The sequence below is a fragment of the Bradyrhizobium sp. A5 genome (assembly GCF_042076515.1).
GTDB lineage: Bacteria > Pseudomonadota > Alphaproteobacteria > Rhizobiales > Xanthobacteraceae > Bradyrhizobium > Bradyrhizobium cosmicum.
This window is the reverse complement of the sequence record NZ_CP148990.1, coordinates 3,040,004-3,058,068: the sequence shown is the minus strand read 5'-3', so window position 1 is coordinate 3,058,068 and position 18,065 is coordinate 3,040,004. Positions and strand designations below refer to the sequence as shown.

The 18,065-nt window shown below is 65.1% G+C and carries 19 protein-coding genes and 1 tRNA gene; 8 read left to right on the top strand and 12 right to left on the bottom strand.

Going from position 1 to position 18,065, the window contains the following annotated elements; genetic code table 11:
* Nucleotides 1-50: 50 nt before the first annotated feature.
* A tRNA-Ser gene (locus tag WHZ77_RS14625) sits at nt 51-143 on the top strand.
* A gap of 258 nt (nt 144-401) precedes the next feature.
* Here WHZ77_RS14625 and WHZ77_RS14620 read toward each other — a convergent pair.
* Nucleotides 402-668 (bottom strand): hypothetical protein, encoded by a 267-nt coding sequence (locus WHZ77_RS14620; protein ID WP_375314264.1) that lies wholly within the window; start codon nt 666-668, stop codon nt 402-404.
* A gap of 1,507 nt (nt 669-2,175) precedes the next feature.
* On the bottom strand, nt 2,176-3,660 hold the full coding sequence (gene gatB, locus WHZ77_RS14615; RefSeq protein ID WP_375314263.1) for an Asp-tRNA(Asn)/Glu-tRNA(Gln) amidotransferase subunit GatB: 1,485 nt from the start codon (nt 3,658-3,660) through the stop codon (nt 2,176-2,178).
* A gap of 210 nt (nt 3,661-3,870) precedes the next feature.
* Here gatB and WHZ77_RS14610 point away from each other — a divergent pair, with 210 nt between their 5' ends.
* Nucleotides 3,871-4,575 (top strand): hypothetical protein, encoded by a 705-nt coding sequence (locus WHZ77_RS14610; protein WP_375314262.1) that lies wholly within the window; start codon nt 3,871-3,873, stop codon nt 4,573-4,575.
* On the opposite strand, the gene WHZ77_RS14605 is transcribed toward WHZ77_RS14610, so the two are convergent.
* The 6 genes from WHZ77_RS14605 to WHZ77_RS14580 all read right to left on the bottom strand — a co-directional run bounded on the left by WHZ77_RS14605 (nt 4,564) and on the right by WHZ77_RS14580 (nt 9,056).
* The gene (locus WHZ77_RS14605; protein ID WP_375314261.1) at nt 4,564-4,860 is read right to left on the bottom strand and encodes a hypothetical protein; all 297 of its coding nucleotides are present in this window, start codon (nt 4,858-4,860) and stop codon (nt 4,564-4,566) included. The genes WHZ77_RS14610 and WHZ77_RS14605 overlap by 12 nt on opposite strands.
* Complete coding sequence (gene gatA, locus WHZ77_RS14600) at nt 4,851-6,326, bottom strand: Asp-tRNA(Asn)/Glu-tRNA(Gln) amidotransferase subunit GatA (protein WP_375314260.1); 1,476 nt, start codon at nt 6,324-6,326, stop codon at nt 4,851-4,853. The genes WHZ77_RS14605 and gatA overlap by 10 nt, the downstream gene beginning before the upstream one ends.
* A complete protein-coding gene (locus WHZ77_RS14595) occupies nt 6,323-6,538 on the bottom strand; it encodes a hypothetical protein (RefSeq protein ID WP_375314259.1) in 216 nt (71 codons plus the stop codon). The genes gatA and WHZ77_RS14595 overlap by 4 nt, the downstream gene beginning before the upstream one ends.
* Nucleotides 6,539-6,620: 82 nt before the next feature.
* Nucleotides 6,621-6,908 (bottom strand): Asp-tRNA(Asn)/Glu-tRNA(Gln) amidotransferase subunit GatC, encoded by a 288-nt coding sequence (gene gatC, locus WHZ77_RS14590; RefSeq protein ID WP_375314258.1) that lies wholly within the window; start codon nt 6,906-6,908, stop codon nt 6,621-6,623.
* Nucleotides 6,909-6,984: 76 nt separating this feature from the next.
* Complete coding sequence (locus tag WHZ77_RS14585; protein ID WP_375314257.1) at nt 6,985-8,061, bottom strand: NAD(P)H-dependent flavin oxidoreductase; 1,077 nt, start codon at nt 8,059-8,061, stop codon at nt 6,985-6,987.
* A gap of 17 nt (nt 8,062-8,078) precedes the next feature.
* Entirely contained in the window at nt 8,079-9,056 is a 978-nt protein-coding gene (locus WHZ77_RS14580; protein WP_375314256.1) for an NAD(P)H-dependent flavin oxidoreductase, read from the bottom strand.
* A gap of 96 nt (nt 9,057-9,152) precedes the next feature.
* Here WHZ77_RS14580 and WHZ77_RS14575 point away from each other — a divergent pair, with 96 nt between their 5' ends.
* Complete coding sequence (locus tag WHZ77_RS14575) at nt 9,153-10,043, top strand: LysR substrate-binding domain-containing protein (RefSeq protein ID WP_375314255.1); 891 nt, start codon at nt 9,153-9,155, stop codon at nt 10,041-10,043.
* Here the strand turns inward: WHZ77_RS14575 and WHZ77_RS14570 are convergent.
* Entirely contained in the window at nt 10,030-10,245 is a 216-nt protein-coding gene (locus tag WHZ77_RS14570) for a hypothetical protein (RefSeq protein WP_143846306.1), read from the bottom strand. The genes WHZ77_RS14575 and WHZ77_RS14570 overlap by 14 nt on opposite strands.
* A gap of 47 nt (nt 10,246-10,292) precedes the next feature.
* On the opposite strand from WHZ77_RS14570, the gene ruvX reads away from it, so the two are divergent.
* Both ruvX and WHZ77_RS14560 read left to right on the top strand, forming a co-directional pair.
* Nucleotides 10,293-10,784, top strand: a complete 492-nt coding sequence (gene ruvX, locus WHZ77_RS14565) for a Holliday junction resolvase RuvX (protein ID WP_375314254.1) — start codon at nt 10,293-10,295, stop codon at nt 10,782-10,784.
* Between the two features lie 3 nt (nt 10,785-10,787).
* A complete protein-coding gene (locus WHZ77_RS14560) occupies nt 10,788-11,717 on the top strand; it encodes an AEC family transporter (protein ID WP_375314253.1) in 930 nt (309 codons plus the stop codon).
* Nucleotides 11,718-11,727: 10 nt separating this feature from the next.
* Here the strand turns inward: WHZ77_RS14560 and WHZ77_RS14555 are convergent, their stop codons facing one another.
* From WHZ77_RS14555 to WHZ77_RS14545, 3 genes are read right to left on the bottom strand one after another with little or no spacing between them, the layout of a single operon-like run.
* A complete protein-coding gene (locus WHZ77_RS14555) occupies nt 11,728-12,492 on the bottom strand; it encodes a lysostaphin resistance A-like protein (protein WP_375314724.1) in 765 nt (254 codons plus the stop codon).
* 23 nt (nt 12,493-12,515) lie between these two features.
* Nucleotides 12,516-14,159 carry an acyl-CoA dehydrogenase family protein gene (locus WHZ77_RS14550; RefSeq protein ID WP_375314252.1) on the bottom strand — a complete coding sequence of 548 codons (1,644 nt, stop codon included), beginning with the start codon at nt 14,157-14,159 and terminating at the stop codon, nt 12,516-12,518.
* Between the two features lie 19 nt (nt 14,160-14,178).
* On the bottom strand, nt 14,179-14,928 hold the full coding sequence (locus tag WHZ77_RS14545; RefSeq protein ID WP_375314251.1) for a M15 family metallopeptidase: 750 nt from the start codon (nt 14,926-14,928) through the stop codon (nt 14,179-14,181).
* A 206-nt stretch (nt 14,929-15,134) separates the two neighbouring features.
* Here WHZ77_RS14545 and WHZ77_RS14540 point away from each other — a divergent pair, with 206 nt between their 5' ends.
* From WHZ77_RS14540 to plsY, 3 genes are read left to right on the top strand one after another with little or no spacing between them, the layout of a single operon-like run.
* On the top strand, nt 15,135-16,082 hold the full coding sequence (locus WHZ77_RS14540; protein ID WP_015685626.1) for an aspartate carbamoyltransferase catalytic subunit: 948 nt from the start codon (nt 15,135-15,137) through the stop codon (nt 16,080-16,082).
* Nucleotides 16,082-17,389, top strand: coding sequence for a dihydroorotase (locus WHZ77_RS14535; protein WP_375314250.1), 1,308 nt, complete (start codon nt 16,082-16,084; stop codon nt 17,387-17,389). The genes WHZ77_RS14540 and WHZ77_RS14535 overlap by 1 nt, the downstream gene beginning before the upstream one ends.
* A gap of 32 nt (nt 17,390-17,421) precedes the next feature.
* A complete protein-coding gene (gene plsY, locus WHZ77_RS14530) occupies nt 17,422-18,018 on the top strand; it encodes a glycerol-3-phosphate 1-O-acyltransferase PlsY (protein WP_375314249.1) in 597 nt (198 codons plus the stop codon).
* The last annotated feature ends 47 nt before the right edge of the window (nt 18,019-18,065 follow it).

Below are 18,065 nucleotides of genomic sequence, written 5' to 3'. Positions count from 1 at the left end.
ACGCTTCCAAATTGACCGGCCCAAGCAATTAGATGCATAAGGCTCGCACCGGAGAGGTGGCCGAGTGGCTGAAGGCAACGCTTTGCTAAAGCGTCATACGGTCTCAAGCTGTATCGAGGGTTCGAATCCCTCCCTCTCCGCCACCCAGCAGCAGAAGCAAGTCTGAGCGTTCTCTGAAAGGCGATGGGCGCGAAAGCCTGACGCAAGGATCTGCGCGGCTGAGTTCAGTCCGATTCGTCTATATATATGTGTGCGCTGAGATGGGGGTCGCCGTATCCGCCAATGCGAAGGCGATATCGACACCGCCTCCCCGGCCCAGGCCTTGACTCAAGATGCCGGAACTCCGCCGGCACGGAAACCGGCTTACCCGTGGAACCGCGGGTTCCGAAGCGCTTCTCCGTTCAGTGGGCGGAGATCCAGGCCCTCGCATCACGCTGCGCGGACGAGATCTCGGCGTCCGACATCTGCCCGGCGACTTCCTGGCGCAGCGTCACGGCGTCCTTGCGGCCCTTCAGGGCGGCGAGGTTGAACCATTTATGCGCGGCCACGAGATCGACGAGGCCGGAGCGGCCGCTCGCCCAATAGATCCCGCGCTCGAACAGCACGTCCGACAGCGCGCTGGCGTCGATCGGCGTCGCCGTCTCCAGATCGAAAGTACCCTGAAACATAACGCATCCCCTTTTTCTTATGCCGCCTCGTCCCCCGAGCGCGGCTCCCGTCCAGATAATCGTTCAACTCATCCCATGCCGTTTGCCGGCTTGTTGGAGGCGATCATGGCGGGCAAATTTGAATGGCAGTTTAAGTATCGCGATGAAGCAGACGTAAACGCAGCGACGCGCATCCTGCGCGGGAAATTCAAAAAGCCCCCGTTTTGCAGACACTTCTGCGATTCGTCAGATTCGGTTTACCCTGGGATTTTTGCAGAACGATAACCATCGCGCGTTGTGGCGCGGGCTTCTAGGATTTGGCGCCGCTCGTTGTCGTCACCCGCGCCCGGCCACGCCAGGGCTGCACCGGGCTTGCGATCCTGGAACGCCGAAGTTCAGCGAAGGCGGCAGTCGGGTGCCCCGCTCATCCAGAGACGACAATCATCTCACGGGACGCGGCGGCGTACTGGATCGCGCGGTCGGCGCGGGACGATGACATCGTGAACCGGGAAGCACCGCGCGAACGCCGAACGCGCCCGCCCGAGGCAGCGCGGCCACGTCGCGAGCAGATCAGCAATGTCGGGAAAGGAATGCCGGCAATACCCCGGCCTCAAGGAACGAGGGCGTCGGCGAACACGTCAGGACCAGATTCCACTTTGACCGCAAGGCTACTCGTGAAATTGCAGAACCGGCGAACCGACCCCGCACCGAACGAAGAAAACTTGTTTCTTCTGCCGGACCGCGAAGAAAGCGATCCGACCGTTGACCTGATGTCTCGCCGACACCCTCTATCGTCGACCAGAACCTGTTAGGCGGCGCTGATGACGTGCCGGCTCACGAGGAGCCGGCAACTTCAGAAGTCGAAGTTACTTCTTCTTCGCGACCTTGCGGGTCTTCTTCGCAGTCTTCTTCACTGCGCTCTTCGCCTTCTTCGCCTTCTTCGCCTTCTTAGCTTTCTTGGCCATGTTGCCCTCCGATGTGTGAGATGGCTTATTCGCTGCGTACACTCGCGGATCGAATGCACTCATCCGGAATACACCAACACGACGAAAAAAACAGCTTCCCGCTTAAAGAAGTGTTGACGCAGCAAGGCGCGTGCGCTTGGCGAGCGCGATGCAAGCGCACTGCATGACGTGTTCGCGCGATCGCGTAAGGCGGGCGCATCGTCGCTGTTCGCGAGAGTGGTGATTGCAGGAAAACACTATGCAGAAAGTATTTTCCTGCACTCACGCATCGCGCATGGTCAACACGATGACGCATCTCGCGACGCGCGCGATCACCTCGCAAAGGCGTTTCGCGGACTCTGAGTCGCGAGTTTTGGCAACGAAAATATTTTCATGATTAACGGCGCGAGCGCTCGTCGGAGCGTGTGCAAGTCGTCGTTTTGCGCGAATCGCGTCACGGCGATTCGGTCGTCGCATCGCCGTCGATCGGGATGAAGCGTGCCGCCGAGGGCGCGCGCGAGCATCGCATCGCAAACTGAAAACGAGGTGACGGAGCATCCGTCACCTCGTTCGAACGCGTGAGATCAGATGCCGAGCTTGGACTTGAGCAGGTCGTTGACGCTCTGCGGGTTGGCCTTGCCGCCGGACGCCTTCATCACCTGGCCGACGAACCAGCCTAGCGACTGCGGCTTGTCCTTGACCTGCGCGGCCTTGTCGGGATTGGCCGCGATGATGTCGTCGACCACCTTTTCGATCGCCGAAAGATCCGTCACCTGCTTCATGCCGCGGCTTTCCACCAGCGCGCGCGGATCGCCGCCCTCCTGCCAGACGATCTCGAACAGGTCCTTGGCGATCTTGCCCGAGATCGTCCCCTCGCCGATCAGGTCGATGATCGCGGCCAGTTGCTCGGCGTTGACGGGCGAGCCCGTAATATCCCGGCCTTCCTTGTTGAGACGGCCGAACAGCTCGTTGATCACCCAGTTCGCCGCCATCTTGCCGTCGCGGGCGCGGTTGCCGAGCTTGTCCAGCACGGTTTCGTAGAACACCGCGCTCTCGCGCTCGGCAACCAGGACGCTCGCGTCATAGGCCGACAGGCCGAAATCGGCGACGAAGCGCGACTTCTTCTGGTCCGGCAGCTCAGGCAGCTTCGCTTTCAGCTCGTCGACGAACCCTTGCGAAAATTCCAGCGGCAGCAGATCCGGATCGGGAAAGTAGCGATAGTCGTGCGCCTCTTCCTTCGAGCGCATCGAGCGCGTCTCGCCCTTGTTGGGGTCGTAGAGCCGCGTTTCCTGGTCGATGGCGCCGCCATCCTCCAGAATCTCGATCTGGCGACGTGCTTCGTACTCGATCGCCTGGCCGATGAAGGTGATCGAGTTCATGTTCTTGATCTCGCAGCGGGTGCCGAGCGGCGCGCCGGGCTTGCGCACGGAGACGTTGACGTCGGCGCGCAGGGATCCCTTCTCCATGTCGCCGTCGCAGGTGCCGAGATAGCGCAGGATCGAGCGCAGCTTGGTCACATAGGCCTTGGCCTGCTCGGCATCGCGGATGTCGGGCTTGGAGACGATCTCCATCAGCGCCACGCCGCAGCGGTTGAGATCGACATGGGACATGGCCGGCGACTGGTCGTGCAGCAACTTGCCGGCGTCCTGCTCCAGATGCAGCCGCTCGATGCCGATGGTCGCGGTCTTGCCGCCGTCCAGTTCGACAACGACCTCGCCCTCGCCGACGATCGGCGACTTGTACTGGCTGATCTGGTAGCCCTGCGGCGAGTCCGGATAGAAATAGTTCTTGCGGTCGAACACCGAGCGCAGATTGATCTGCGCGTTGAGGCCGAGCCCGGTGATGACAGCCTGCCTGACGCATTCCTCGTTGATGACGGGCAGCATGCCCGGCATCGCCGCGTCCACAAGCGACACGTGGCTGTTCGGCTCACCGCCGAACTCCGTGGATGCGCCCGAGAACAGCTTCGAGTTCGACGTCACCTGGGCGTGGATTTCCATGCCGATGACCATCTCCCAATCACCGGTGGCGCCTTTGAGAAGCTTGTGGGGTGCGGCGGGGGCGTTCATGAGTCTTGGTTTCCGGACGAATTGATATCTGGGATGGTTTGGGCTTCGCGCAATGGACCGCGCCAGTCAAGCCGGAGAACGCGACACTGGCGCGATCGGATTGCAACGCCCGCCCCAAGTCACGAGCGGCCCGCCCTCGGCGCTCGCCGCGCAATTCGGCACCGTCCTCCCCGGCATTGACGTCGGCGCCGCATGTACCGTAGAAGTTGCATGGAGGGGGCATGGATGTTTTTTCGTGTTTTGATGACGTTGGCTTTGGCCATCATTCTCGCCTCCTGTGCGACACCATATCAGCAATCAGGTTTGACCGGCGGCGCGGACGTCACGGAGCTGCGGCCTGACGTCTATCGGGTCACGTTCCAGGGCAACGGGTACACGACGCGCGAAACGGTCCAGGTTTATTGGCTCAACCGCTGCGCCGAACTCGCCGTCGAAAAGGGCTTTGCCGGATTTGAAATCCTATCGGACGTGCGTTTCGTGCGGCGCCAGCCACCGGAGGATCACATGGGTCCGCGGCTCGCAAGCACGATCCCATCGCTCAAGACGCGCATTCCTGTGTCGTGGGACGAAGCAGCTGCATTCTCGCTACGGCCAGACAACGCAGATCTTGCGAGCCAGCCGCTCGCACCGGTCAGATTGGCTCGCGGTGGCACGCTTTTCGTCTACACCAGCCCCGTCGCTGCAGGGCCGAAGCCCGGGATCGAAGCCGACGTCCACTTTCTGTCTGCCCCTATCGACGCGGCGCCGCCCAGGATCTTCAACGCCAGGACCCTGCTCGCGCAGCTCGAGCCAATCATCAAGGCCGAGAAGTGCGGTGTCGGCAATGTCTGTCCGCACGTGCACGATTATCTGCTGCCGAAGGACATGTTGAAGCCGCAACAGGGATTGCGTGGCGCTCCGCCCTCAGCTCGCTAGCAGCGCGGCGGCAATCCGCCCCCACTCCGCCTCCAATGAATCCTTTGCCACCGGCTGGCCGGCCTGGCGGTACCAATAGCCTGCATTGCCGAGATCGCCTTCGACGCGGTGCAGATAGGCGTGCACCCAGGCCGCGTCGCGGCCGTTGTCGTCCTGAACAATCCTGTGCGCCTGATCCCAGTCGCCCTTGCCGGCCCACCAGAGACCCGCGAGCGGCGCGTTCAGGTCCGGCGCCGGCGCCGCGCCGTCGAGACTCGCGATGAATGCTGCGACATTCACCACCACCTCGCGGGCGTGAAGCGGCCGGCGGCCTGCTCGATCACGTCACCGAGCGAGAACAACGCCTCCTCTTCGAACGGGCGGCCGATGAGTTGCAGGCCGAGCGGCAGGCCCTGCGCGTCCTTGCCGGCGGGCACCGCGATGCCTGGCAATCCCGCCATGTTCACGGTCACCGTGAAAATGTCGTTGAGATACATCTCGACGGGGTCAGCGCCCCCCTTCTCGCCAATGCCAAAGGCCGCCGAAGGCGTCGCCGGCGTCAGGATCGCGTTGACGCCCTTGGCGAAGCAATCCTCAAAGTCTTTCTTGATCAGCGTGCGCACCTTTTGGGCGCGCAAATAGTAAGCGTCATAATAGCCGGCCGAGAGCACATAGGTGCCGATCATGATGCGGCGGCGCACCTCCGCGCCAAAACCTTCGGCGCGGGTGTTCTCGTAGAGCTCATTGATGTTCCTGCCCTGCTCGCGCAGGCCGTAGCGGACGCCATCATAGCGCGCGAGGTTGGACGAGGCTTCTGCCGGCGCCACGATGTAATAGGCCGGCAGCGCGTACTTCGTGTGCGGCAGCGAAACCTCGACGAGCTCGGCGCCGGCGGCCTTCAGCCATGCCGCACCCTCGCTCCAGAGCTTCTCGATCTCAGCCGGCATGCCCTCGAGACGATATTCCTTGGGGATGCCGATCTTCATACCCTTCACGGACTTGCCGATTGCCGCCTCGTAATCCGGCACGGGGATATCGACCGAAGTCGTGTCCTTCGGGTCGTGCCCGGCCATCGAGCGCAGCAGCATCGCGCTATCGCGCACGCTGCGCGCGATAGGGCCGGCCTGGTCGAGCGAGGAGGCAAAGGCGACGATGCCCCAGCGCGAGCAGCGGCCGTAAGTCGGCTTGATGCCGACCGTCGCGGTGAACGCCGCCGGCTGGCGGATCGAGCCGCCGGTGTCGGTCGCGGTCGCACCCATGCACAGCAGAGCGGCGACGGCCGAGGCCGAGCCGCCGGACGAGCCGCCCGGCACCAGCGTCGTGTTGGAGCCATCGCGCCGCCAGGGATTGCCCACAGGGCCGAAGCACGAGGTCTCGTTCGCCGAGCCCATCGCGAACTCGTCATTGTTGAGCTTGCCGAGCATCACCGCACCGTCGCGCCAAAGCTGCGAAGTGACCGTCGACTCATAAGTCGGCACGAAATTGCCGAGGATCTTCGAGCACGCCGTGGTGCGCACGCCCTTGGTCGCGAACAAATCCTTGATGCCGAGCGGGATACCGGCGAGCGGGCCGCCCTCGCCCCTGGCGATCTTCTCGTCGACGGCCTTCGCCATGTCGCGCGCCCGGTCCGGCGTCTCCATCACGAAGGCATTGAGCACGCGCGCTTTCTCGATCGCGCTCAGATGCGCGTCGGTCAGCTCGAGTGACGTGAAAGTCTTGGCCGCGAGACCCTTGCGGGCCTCGGCGAGCGTCAGCGATGTCAAATCGGTCATTTATTGATCGGGCTGCAGAAGAATGGGGACAGGGTCTTGTCGTTGGCCGGGCCGTCTTTTTTCCTGGCGGCGGCGTTCGCGGCAGCCTCGATCTCGTCGAGCACGGCATTGACGGCGACATTGGGGTCGGCAGCCTTGCCCTGCCGCTCCATCTTGTCGAGATAGTTCATGTAGGCCTGATAGGCCTTCTCATCGTCGCATAGCATGCACATCGACGGCGTCCTGAGACTCTTAAGTTTGACGCGTTTTCTTCACGCGAACCGGCTTCCACTTCGCTCGAAAACGCTATGCAAGTTACTCAACGACCTTCGGCACCAGGAAGAAGTGACCTTCGGTGGCGGGCGCGTTGGCAACGATATCGTCGGCGATCTCGCCGTCATTGACCACGTCCTGCCGCTTCTTCATCTGCATCGGGGTGACCGAGGTCATCGGCTCCACGCCCTCGACATTGACCTCCGAGAGCTGCTCGACAAAGGCGAGCATGGCATTCAGCTCGGCCTGCAGATGCGGAACCTCACCCTCGGAAACCGCAATGCGCGCCAGATGCGCGATGCGGCGGACGGTAGCGGCGTCGACGGACATTATATAAGGCCTCTCACGGCAAAACCCATGTGCCGTATAGCAGAGGCCGGTTTTGCGCCGCAACCGGCGCCGGAGACTAGCTCGCCAGTCCCTTCATGCGGGCCAGCGCCGATTTGGCCAGATCCCGGGTTAATTCGGCCGCCGGGACCTCGCGGCCCAAGGCCACGGCCTGACCGGCCCAGAGATTGGTGAAATCCACCCTGCCCTGCTTTTCGGCAGCCGCCTTCAGCGGCGCCAACGCGGTCGCCGCATGGGGAAACGGCGGCGCGTCCGGCGAGATCGGACCGGCCTCGCGCATCAACCGGTTCTGCACCCCGCGCGCCGGGCGGCCGGTCATGACATTGGTGATGACGGTGGAATCGTCCCGCGCCTCGGCCAGCGCCTTGCGGCCGCCCGCGCTGACTTTTGATTCCGGACAGCGCAGATAGGCGCTGCCGATCTGCACACCGGAGGCACCGAGTGCGAAGGCGGCTGCGATGCCGCGCCCGTCCGCGATGCCGCCGGCTGCGATCACCGGCACCTTCACGGCATCGGCGACCTGCGGCACCAGCGCAAACGTGCCGGGCTGCTCGGCGATCTTGTCGGTCAGGAACATGCCGCGGTGACCACCCGCCTCGGCGCCTTGCGCAATGATGGCATCGACGCCGTGCTGCTCGAGCCAGACCGCTTCCTTCACCGTGGTCGCCGAGGCGATCACAAGACAGCCCGCCGCCCTGATGCGGTCGAGCAGGACCTGTTCCGGCAGGCCGAAATGGAAGCTCACGACCTCAGGCTTTACCTCCTCCACCACCGCGCAGGTCGCGGCATCGAACGGCGCCCGGTTGGCGGCGTTGACCGGCGCCGCCGGATCCAGACCATGCTCCTTATAGTAGCCCGCGAGACGCTGCTTCCAGCGTCCTTCCGCCGCGGCGGTGAGTTCGACCGGCGTGTGGCAGAAGAAATTCAAGTTCACCGGCGCCGTCACGCGCTGGCGGATGATCTTGACCTGCTCGCGGATCTTCTCCCCCGACAGCATGGCACAGGGCAGCGAACCGAGCGCCCCGCCTTGGGCGGCGGCGATGACCAGTTCCGCATCCATCACGCCGGCCATCGGCGCCAGCACGATCGGGAATTCGGTCTTGAAGAGATCGATCAGTCTTCTGTCAGGCCACATGGTATGTCTCTCTTGGTTCAGGCGAGCGAAGCAGTGGAGTTGCGCCGACCAGCCAGAAGCTGCTCGGCCTCGGATGCAATCCGTTCGACGATCTCGGCCGCCGGTGGAATATCATGGATCAAGCCGACCGCTTCTCCCGCGAAGACGGCTGCGATTTCGAAGTCGCCCGCCGATCTCGCCGCGGCATAGTCCCTGGCAATCTCGCCCGCGCGCTGCATCAGTTCGACCTCGCGGCCAGTCCAGCTCTTGATGTGGTTATTGACCAGCGTGCGTGCCGTGAAAGGCGCCGGCCAGAATAATTGTCGCGACCAATCGGGAACAACGCCGCGCACCGTGTCATTTGCATCGGCCGCGCGAATCCGCAGCTTCGCTCCCTCCGCGCCATTGGCCTCGACGCTTGCGTAAAAGCGCGTGCCGACCAGGACGCCGGATGCGCCGAGCATCATCATGGCGGCGAGGCCCCGGCCATCTGCGATCCCGCCGGCCGCAACCACGGGCACACGCCCGGCCGCGAGATCGACGATCGCAGGCACGATATCGACCGTGGTGCGCGATGCGCCGTGGCCGCCTGCCTCCGTCCCCTGGGCGATCAGAATCTCCGCGCCGGCATCGAGCGCCTGCTTCGCCATGTCCTCGCTCTGGACCTGGCAGATCAATCGCGCCCCGCTCGCCTTGATGCGCGGCGCGAACGGCGCGGGATCGCCGAACGACAGCATGATGGCTTGCGGACGAGCGTCGAGCGCGATGTCGAGAAGCTCGGGTTGTTTCGCCAGGCTCCAGGTGATGAAGCCGATCCCGAACGGCGCAAAGCCTTTCAGCTCCGCGGCTTCAGCCTGAAGTCGGGCGCGGTCGCCATAGCCGCCGCCCAGGATACCGAATCCGCCCGCCTCGCTCACAGCACGGGTCAGCCGGCTGCCCGCGATCGTGTCCATCGGCGCTAGCAGGATCGGATGCGTGATCTCCAGCAGCGCGGTCAGCGGCGTTGCGATCGGCATGGCTCCTCCCCGTCTGGACAGCGAGACTACGCGAGACTAGCATTCACGAAAAATGAATTGTTGCGAACGCTGCCATCACGAAAACGAAACGACACCATGGAACTCAGCGATATCCAGACCTTCGCCGCGGTCGCTCGCACCGGCGGCATCACGCGCGCCGCCGAAGAGCTCAACACGGTGCAATCCAACGTCACCCAGCGCGTGAAGGCGCTGGAGGCCGAGATCGGCACGCCGCTGTTCGAACGCCACAGCCGCGGCATGACGCTGACCGGCGCCGGCAAGCGGCTTTTGCCTTACGCGCAGCGGATGGCGGCGCTGTCACGCGAGGCCGTGCTCGCCGCGCGCGACGATGGCGAGCCGAAGGGGCCGCTGGCGATCGGTTCGATGGAGACGACCGCAGCGGTGCGGCTGCCGCCCCTGCTGGCCGATTTCCACCGCCGCTTCCCGGCCGTGCGGCTGAGCCTGCGCACGGCAACCACCGCGGATCTCGTCGCCGGCGTGCTTGAAGGTACATTCGACGGTGCCTTCGTCGCAGGTCCCATCGCGCATGCCGACCTGACCGCGACCAGCGCCTTCCGCGAAGAGCTGGTGCTGGTCAGCGCGCGGCGCTGGAGCTCGCTCGCCGAGCTGCGCGCCGGAACGCCGGAGTCCGGTCCGACCGCCCTGGTGTTCCGCACCGGCTGCACCTACCGCCAGCGTCTCGAACAGATCTTCGTCGAGTTCGGCTGGCCCTCGGCGGCGCGCTTCGAGTTCGGCACGCTCGACGGCATGATCGGCTGCGTGGCCGCCGACATGGGCGTCACGCTGTTGACGCGCGCTGTCGTTGAGCGCAGCGCGATGAACGGCAGCGTGTCGATCCACGCGTTGAGCCCCCCGCACGCGCGCGTCGAGACGCTCTTCATTCAGCGCAGTGCCGGACATCAATACAGCGCGCTGAATGGCTTCATCTCCTGCCTGAAGAGGGACGATCAGGTCATCGCGGCCTGAGATGCCATCGCCGCAGTGCGACGACGGCCCAGATCGCCTCGACCACGCCGAACGGCCAGGCTCCCTGCAGGAAGCCGTAGGCTGAGCCGAGCGCACAGGACACCGCGAACACCAGCACGAACCAGTGGCTGCGATCCTCCAGGGCGTAGGTGACCAGCATCGCGGTCACGGCAAACAGGCCGAATAAAGTCAGCGCATCCATCATTCCGGGTTCACTCCGCGGCGCGACGCGTGATAAGCGCTAGTCCCATGCCGGCTCTTATCCTGCCCCTGGTCGATGCTGCAACCCACTGGCCCGAGCGCGGCGGGTTGGTCGGCCTTGATCTCGGCACAAAAACCATTGGCGTCGCCGTATCCAACCCCGACCGGCGGTTAGCGACCGGCGTCGAGACGATCCAGCGCAAGGCGTTCAAGCAGGATGCCGCCCGGCTGATCGCGATCGCGGCCGAGCGCAAGGCGGTCGGCTTCGTGCTCGGCCTGCCCATCAACATGGACGGCAGCGAAGGCCCGCGTGCGCAGTCCACCCGCGCGTTTGCCCGCAATCTCGCCGGGCTGACCGCACTCCCGATCGGCCTGTGGGACGAGCGTCTTTCGACCGCGGCGGTCGAGCGCGAGCTGATCGGGATGGATGTCAGCCGCGCCAAGCGCGCCGAGGTGATCGACGAGCACGCCGCGATCTTCATCCTGCAAGGCGCGCTCGACCGCCTCGCCAATCTTCGCGCCAGCCCGGGGGCCGTCTGATCCATGGCCGTCGTGATCGCGGCGCTGCTCCCGGTCTTCATCCTCATCGTGCTCGGCGTGGTGCTGAGGCACAGCCTGATGCGGCTGGACACGCAATGGCACGGGCTGGAACGGCTGACCTATTACGTGCTGTTTCCGATGCTTCTGGTGCAGACGCTGGTGAAGGCCGACCTCACGAAAGTGCCGGTCGCCGGCGTCGGCGGCGCGCTGCTGCTGTCGGTGCTGGTGATGTCCCTGCTCTGCCTCGCGCTCCGCCCGGCTCTCGCCCGGCTCGACATCGACGGTCCCGCCTTCACCTCGATCTTCCAGGGAGCGACGCGCTGGCAGACCTACGTGGCGCTGTCGGTGTCCGCCAACATGTTCGGCGACGTCGGGCTGGCGCTGGCGTCAGTGGCGATGGTCGCAATCATTCCGCTGGTCAACGTGTTCAGCGTCGCCGTGCTCGCGCATTATGCCTCGCCCGAGAAGCAATCCGCGCGCGCCATCGTCATGACGGTGATCCGCAATCCCCTGATCTGGGCCTGCGTCATCGGCCTCGTCATCAATGTCGTCCATCTGCCGTTACCGAAGATCTGGCATGAGGTCGCCGATGCGCTCGGCCGTTCCTCGCTCGCGATAGGCCTGCTCGTCACCGGCGCGGGCCTGCAGCTCAAGGGCCTGTTCCATCCCAGCGTCAGCGCGACGCTCGGCGTGACGTTCAAGCTCGTGCTGATGCCCGTGCTCGCGCTGGCGCTCGCCGTGTGGTTTGGTCTGTCCGGCAACAGCCTCGCCATCGTCGCGATCTGCGCGGCGGTGCCGACCTCGCCCAGCGCCTATGTGCTGGCCCGCCAGATGGGCGGCGACGCCCCGCTGCTGGCACGGATCATCACGCTGCAGACGATTCTGGCGGCGATCACGATGCCGATCGCGATCGCGATCGCGCTGGTGGCGTGAGGCAGCCGCCTCAACTCCCCAGCCCCATCGTCAGAACCACCGCGGTCAAATTATTCAGCGCGTGCAGCACGATGGTAAGCCAGAGCGAACCAGAGCGATAGCGCATGTAGCCGAACCACAGGCCGATGGAGAAGACTTCGGCGAGGAAGTACATGTCGTATTGCAGATGCACGACCGTCCACAGCAGCGACGACAGGATGATCGCGCCGGGCACGCGCAGGAAGCTCGCCGACCAGCCGCGATAGAGGAAGCCGCGCGCCAGAACTTCTTCCGACATCGGCGCCGCCACGCTGAAGGCGAACAGCAGCAGCGCGGCGGCACCTTTGTCCCGCCCGGTTTTCAACAGTTCGGTCATGAATCCGGGTGTCGCCTCGCGTCCGAGGCTTCGCGATATTGTCTCCCACGCCACCACGATCAGGATGAGCCCGACGGCCCCGAGCAGCAGCTGCTTCCAGGACGGCCAATGCAGCGCGAGGTAGTCGACGAAGGACGCCTTCTTGATGCGGATGGCGAGCCACACCGCGACAAGCGTCGCCGGCAGGCCCATGGTCACCGACAGCGCGAGCGCCTGGGGCTCGCGGCCGACGAGCTGGATCGAGGCAAGGTCCATCGGCAGGCCGCGCAGCGCGACCAGCAGGGCGACGCCGCCGATCTGCCCGACGAACATCGCGGCAAAAATGAAGAGGCCCCAAAGCGCCGTGCCCCAGAATTTCCAGACGCGCGGTGGCGCCGGCGTCACGGTCAGCGGCGGCAGATCGGGATTGAGGGAGTCCATCGAAAGGCTTTCGTTGGGGACGCTCACGGCAGCGCCCGCTCCAGCAGCGCACGCCCGTCGCCGCCGTCCAGCTCGACCGCGCCATACATGCTGGCATGGTTGGCGGCGAGCCGCGTGGCGGCGAACAGCTCGGCATGACGTGGTGTTACGCCGTTGAGCGCGGCGGCGGCCGCAAGCAGCGCCAGCTTCTCGACCGCGAGGCGCGCGACGCGCTCGCCGTCGGCGCGGCGGAACGTCTTGCCGATAAACGCGGCGGCCTCGCCTGCCCCGGGCAGCCCTTTGGTTTCTGTCGCCAGCGATTGCAGCACAGCCATCGCTGCCTCCGGCTCGCGCGCGAGCGCGCGCTGCACGTCGAGGCACATCACGTTGCCGGAGCCTTCCCAGATCGCGTTGACCGGCGATTCCCGGTAGTGGCGCGCCAGAATGCCGTCCTCGACATAGCCATTGCCGCCGAGGCACTCCATCGCCTCATAGAGAAACGCCGGCGCGCTCTTGCAGGTCCAGTATTTGATCGCGGGCGTCAGCAGACGCATATAGGCGGCCTCGGCCGGATCGTGCGGCGTGCGGTCGAAGGCACGGCAGAGCCGCATCACCAGCGCAGTGCTCGCCTCCACATGCAGCGCCATGTCCGACAGCACGGCCTGCATCAAGGGCTGATCGGCAAGATGCTTCTGGAACACGCTGCGGTGACGGGCGTGATGCAGCGCATGCGCGAGCCCCGAGCGCATCAGGCCGGTGGAGGCAATCGCGCAATCCTGCCGCGTCAGTTGCACCATCTGGATGATGGTGCGAATGCCCTTGCCCTCCTCGCCGACACGTTCGGCATACGCACCTGTGAACTCGACCTCCGAGGAGGCGTTCGAACGATTGCCGAGCTTGTCCTTCAGCCGCTGGAACTGGATCGCGTTGACCGATCCATCCGGCGCAAAGCGCGGCATGAAGAAGCAGGTCAGTCCCTCTTCAACCTGCGCCAGCACCAGGAATGCGTCGCACATCGGCGCCGACATGAACCATTTGTGGCCAGTGATACGGTAGGCGTTCCCGTCCCGCACCGCGCGCGTCATGTTGGCGCGCACGTCGGTGCCGCCCTGCTTCTCGGTCATGCCCATGCCGAGCGTCACGCCGCGCTTCTCCCACCACGGCGCGAAAGTGGAATCGTAGCTCTTGGTCGACAGCACGGGCATCACGCGCGCGAGCAGATCCGGCTGCATCGCCAGCGCGCCGACAGAGGCGCGCGTCATCGTAATCGGACAGAGATGGCCGGTCTCGACCTGCGAAGCGATGTAGAATTTTGCCGCGCGAATGACCTCGGCGGCATCGCCGGCCGGCTTGCCATCCATGGTCCAGGTCGAATTGTGCACGCCGCCCTGCGCGCTGTGCGCCATCAGCTCGTGATAGGCAGGATGAAACTCGACCTGGTCGCGGCGATTGCCCTTGGCGTCGAAGGTCCGCAGCTTCGGTGTATTCTCGTTCGCCAAACGCCCGCGATCGGCCATCGCGGCCGAGCCCCAGTTCTTGCCGAACTGCGACAGCTCGCGTTCCGCCGCCGCGCCGCCATTGGCCTTCACCGCGTCCACCAGCGGACGGTCCACGGCGAACAGATCGACGTCCTCGAACGGCGGCGACTGGTTGAAGACCTCATGGGTCGCAAAGCTTGGCTGGGTCATCTGCTTCCTCGGCGCGGACTCAGTTCCGCCGCGGCGGAATCGGAAAATCATAGGCCGCCCCGCCCGTCCCCGGCAGGGAAAAATGCCACCACTCCTTCGAATAGTTCACAAAGCCTTGCTTCGCCATTGCAGCCACCAGCCGCCTGCGCCAGGCGCGCTGATCCGGCGTGATCGACGGTGCCGCAGTATGGCCTTTCGGGTCGGTGCAGTCGTAGCCGGTGCCCATATCGACGCTGCCCTCAGGCAGCCGCGCCTCAACCGGCGCCGTGCAGTCGGCATAGGTTTTCGACGGGTCGTATTTGCCGGAATTGTCGGCCCTGAGATCGACCAGCGTAAGGTCCAGCGCCGCGCCCGTGGAATGCTGCGACCGGCTCGCGATGTAGCCAAGCCGGAACAGCTCGGTCTTGGGAATTTTGGGATTGTAGCGCCGCTCGGCGGCGGTCTCGCGGCCGTTCTGCGACCACTTCACCATGTCGATCGAGGCCCGCGCCGGCCGGTAGCAGTCGAACATTTTCAGCGACAGGTTTTGCACGGCCAGTTCCTGCTGAACCGCCTTCAGCCGCAGCCCGACCTCGCGCTTCACCACGCATTCGCCGGCGCCGTAGCCCGCGAGCGGACGGCCGACGAAATTGTTCGACGTGGCATAGCGGATGTCCTGGACGATGGTGGGATCAACGTCGCGCAGATAGACGAAGCCGCCGGGGAGTGATTGGGCGTGGGCGGATGTGGCAATCGCTATCGCAACAATCGCAGTCAGAAATGGTCTCATGACGTATCTCCGCTACGTCATGGCCGGGCTTGTCCCGGCCATCCACGTCCTTTTTTGCATCAAATGCGATAGAAGATCGTGGATGCCCGGGACAAGCCCGGGCATGACGGAGAGGATGAGCCCACACCGACAGATCAGGGGATAACTCCCCGCCCCGGCATTGGCGCTTGCCCCCCCAGCCATCCCCGCCTATAGCTCTCGTTTTAATGACATCGAAATCGACCTTCGTCCTCGGCCACCGGCATTTGCTGGGCATCGAGGGCCTTTCCGCGGCCGACATCACCGGCCTGCTCGACCTGTCCGAAGAATATGTCGAGCTCAACCGCCAGGTTGACAAGAAGCGCACCGTCCTGCGTGGACGGACGCAAGTGAACCTCTTCTTCGAGGCCTCGACCCGGACTCAGTCCTCGTTCGAACTCGCCGGCAAGCGGCTCGGCGCCGACGTCATGAACATGTCGGTGTCCTCCTCGTCCATCAAGAAGGGCGAGACGCTGGTCGACACCGCGATGACGCTGAACGCCATGCACCCGGATATCCTGGTAGTCCGGCATCACGCCTCGGGCGCGGTGGAACTGCTGGCCCGCAAGGTCGACGGTTCCGTGATCAATGCCGGCGACGGCGCGCACGAGCATCCGACCCAGGCGCTGCTCGATGCGCTCACCATCCGCCGCAACAAGGGCCGGCTCGAGGGCCTCGTGGTCGCGATCTGCGGCGACGTGCTGCATTCGCGCGTCGCCCGCTCCAACATCATCCTGCTCAACACGATGGGCGCCCGCGTCCGCGTCGTCGGCCCCTCCACCCTGCTGCCGCCCGGCATCGAGCGGATGGGCGTCGAGGTGGCGCGCGACATGCGCGAGGGCCTCAACGGCGCCGACATCGTCATGATGCTGCGGCTCCAGCGCGAGCGCATGAACGGCTCCTTCGTGCCGTCGACCTCGGAATATTTCCACTATTTCGGGCTCGACCAGAAGAAGCTCGCCTACGCCAAGCCGGACGCGCTCGTGATGCATCCCGGCCCCATGAACCGGGGCGTCGAGATCGACACCGCGGTCGCCGACGGCGCGCAATCGCTGATCCGCGAACAGGTCGAGATGGGCGTGGCCGTGCGCATGGCCGTGCTCGAAGCGCTCGCCCGCAATTTGCCGAACGCGTGATGCTCATGCTGACTGACCGCCGCCCCATCCTGCTAGCCAATGCCCGCGTCGTCGACCCCTCCAGGGATTTCGACGGACCCGGCGACGTCCTGATCGCCGACGGCATCATCCGCGAGACCCGCCGCGGCATTGGAGCTGCCGGCGTCCCCGAGGGCACCGACGTCGTCAACTGCGCCGGCATGATCGTGGCCCCCGGCCTGATCGACATGCGCGCCTTCGTCGGCGAGCCCGGCTTCAGCCATCGCGAGACATTTGCGTCCGCGAGCCAGGCGGCCGCGACCGGCGGCATCACCACCATCATCTGCCAGCCCGATACGTCTCCGGTGATCGACAATTCGGCGACCGTCGACTTCGTGATGCGCCGCGCCCGCGACACCGCGATCGTCAACATCCAGCCGATGGCGGCGCTGACGAAGGGCATGCACGGCGAGGAGATGACCGAGTTCGGCCTGCTCAAGGCCGCCGGCGCGATCGCCTTCAGCGACAGCGACAAGAGCGTGACCAATGCGCAGGTGATGCGCCGCGCCCTCACCTACGCGCGCGATTTCGACGCGCTGATCGTGCATTACACCGAGGATCCCGATCTCGTCGGCGAAGGCGTGATGAACGAGGGCGAGTTTGCCTCGCGGCTCGGCCTGATGGGCATCCCCAATGCCGCCGAGGCCGTGATGCTCGAGCGCGACATGCGCCTCGTCGCGCTCACCGGCGGGCGCTATCACGCGGCCTCGCTGACCTGCATCGACTCGCTCGACGTGCTGAAGCGCGCCCGCGATGCCGGCCTCGCCGTCACCGCCTCGGCCTCGATCAACCATCTTGCGCTGAACGAGAACGACATCGGCCCCTACCGCTCGTTCCTGAAGCTGTCGCCGCCGCTCCGCACCGAGGACGACCGCCGCGCGCTGGTAGCGGCCGTGGCCTCCGGCCTCATCGACGTCATCATGTCCGACCACAATCCGCAGGACGTCGAGGTCAAGCGCCTGCCGTTCGCGGAAGCGGCATCCGGCGCCATCGGGCTCGAGACCATGCTGCCGGCAGGCTTGCGGCTGGTCCACAATGACGAGCTCGACCTGAAGACGCTGATCCGGGCGATGTCGACGCGGCCGGCCGAGATCCTGGGTCTGCCGGGCGGAACTCTCCGCGCAGGCAGCCCGGCAGACGTCATCGTGATCGATCCCGACGTGCCCTGGGTGGTCGATCCCGCCGATCTCAAATCGCCCTGCAAGAACACCCCGTTCGACGAAGCGCGCTTTACAGGCCGCGTCGTGCGCACCATTGTCGGCGGACGGACGGTGTACGAGCATGTCTGACGTGCGGAGCTGCAGCCAGGGAATTTGCAGACATGGCGCTTGAATTGTTTCTGCCGGTGGCCTTCGTCATCGGCTACCTGCTCGGCTCGATTCCGTTCGGGCTGGTCCTCACCAGGCTCGCCGGCACGGAGGATATTCGCTCGATCGGCTCCGGCAGCATCGGCGCCACCAATGTGCTGCGCACGGGACGCAAGAGCCTGGCCGCGGGCACCCTGCTGCTCGACGCACTCAAGGGCACCGTGGCCGTGGTGATCGCCGGCTACATCGCCGGCCCCAATGCCGCGATGGTGGCCGGGCTCGGCGCCTTCCTCGGCCATCTCTTCCCGGTCTGGCTCAAGTTCAAGGGCGGCAAGGGCGTCGCCGTCTATATCGGCATCCTGCTCGGATTGTTCTGGCCGGCCGCACTGGTGTTCTGCCTGCTGTGGCTGGCGACCGCCTTCACCACCCGCTATTCCTCGCTGTCGGCGCTGGTGGCGTCGTTCATCACGCCGCTGTTCCTGTGGTGGTTCGGCCACCTCGCGCTTGCAGCGCTGGCCGCGGTGCTGACGCTGCTGCTGTTCTACGCGCATCGCGAGAACATCAAGCGGCTGCAATCGGGCAAGGAAAGCCGGATCGGCGAGAAGGCGTAAGCCGGAAAAAGTACGGATACCGCCGCACCACCTCCGCATTATAAGCC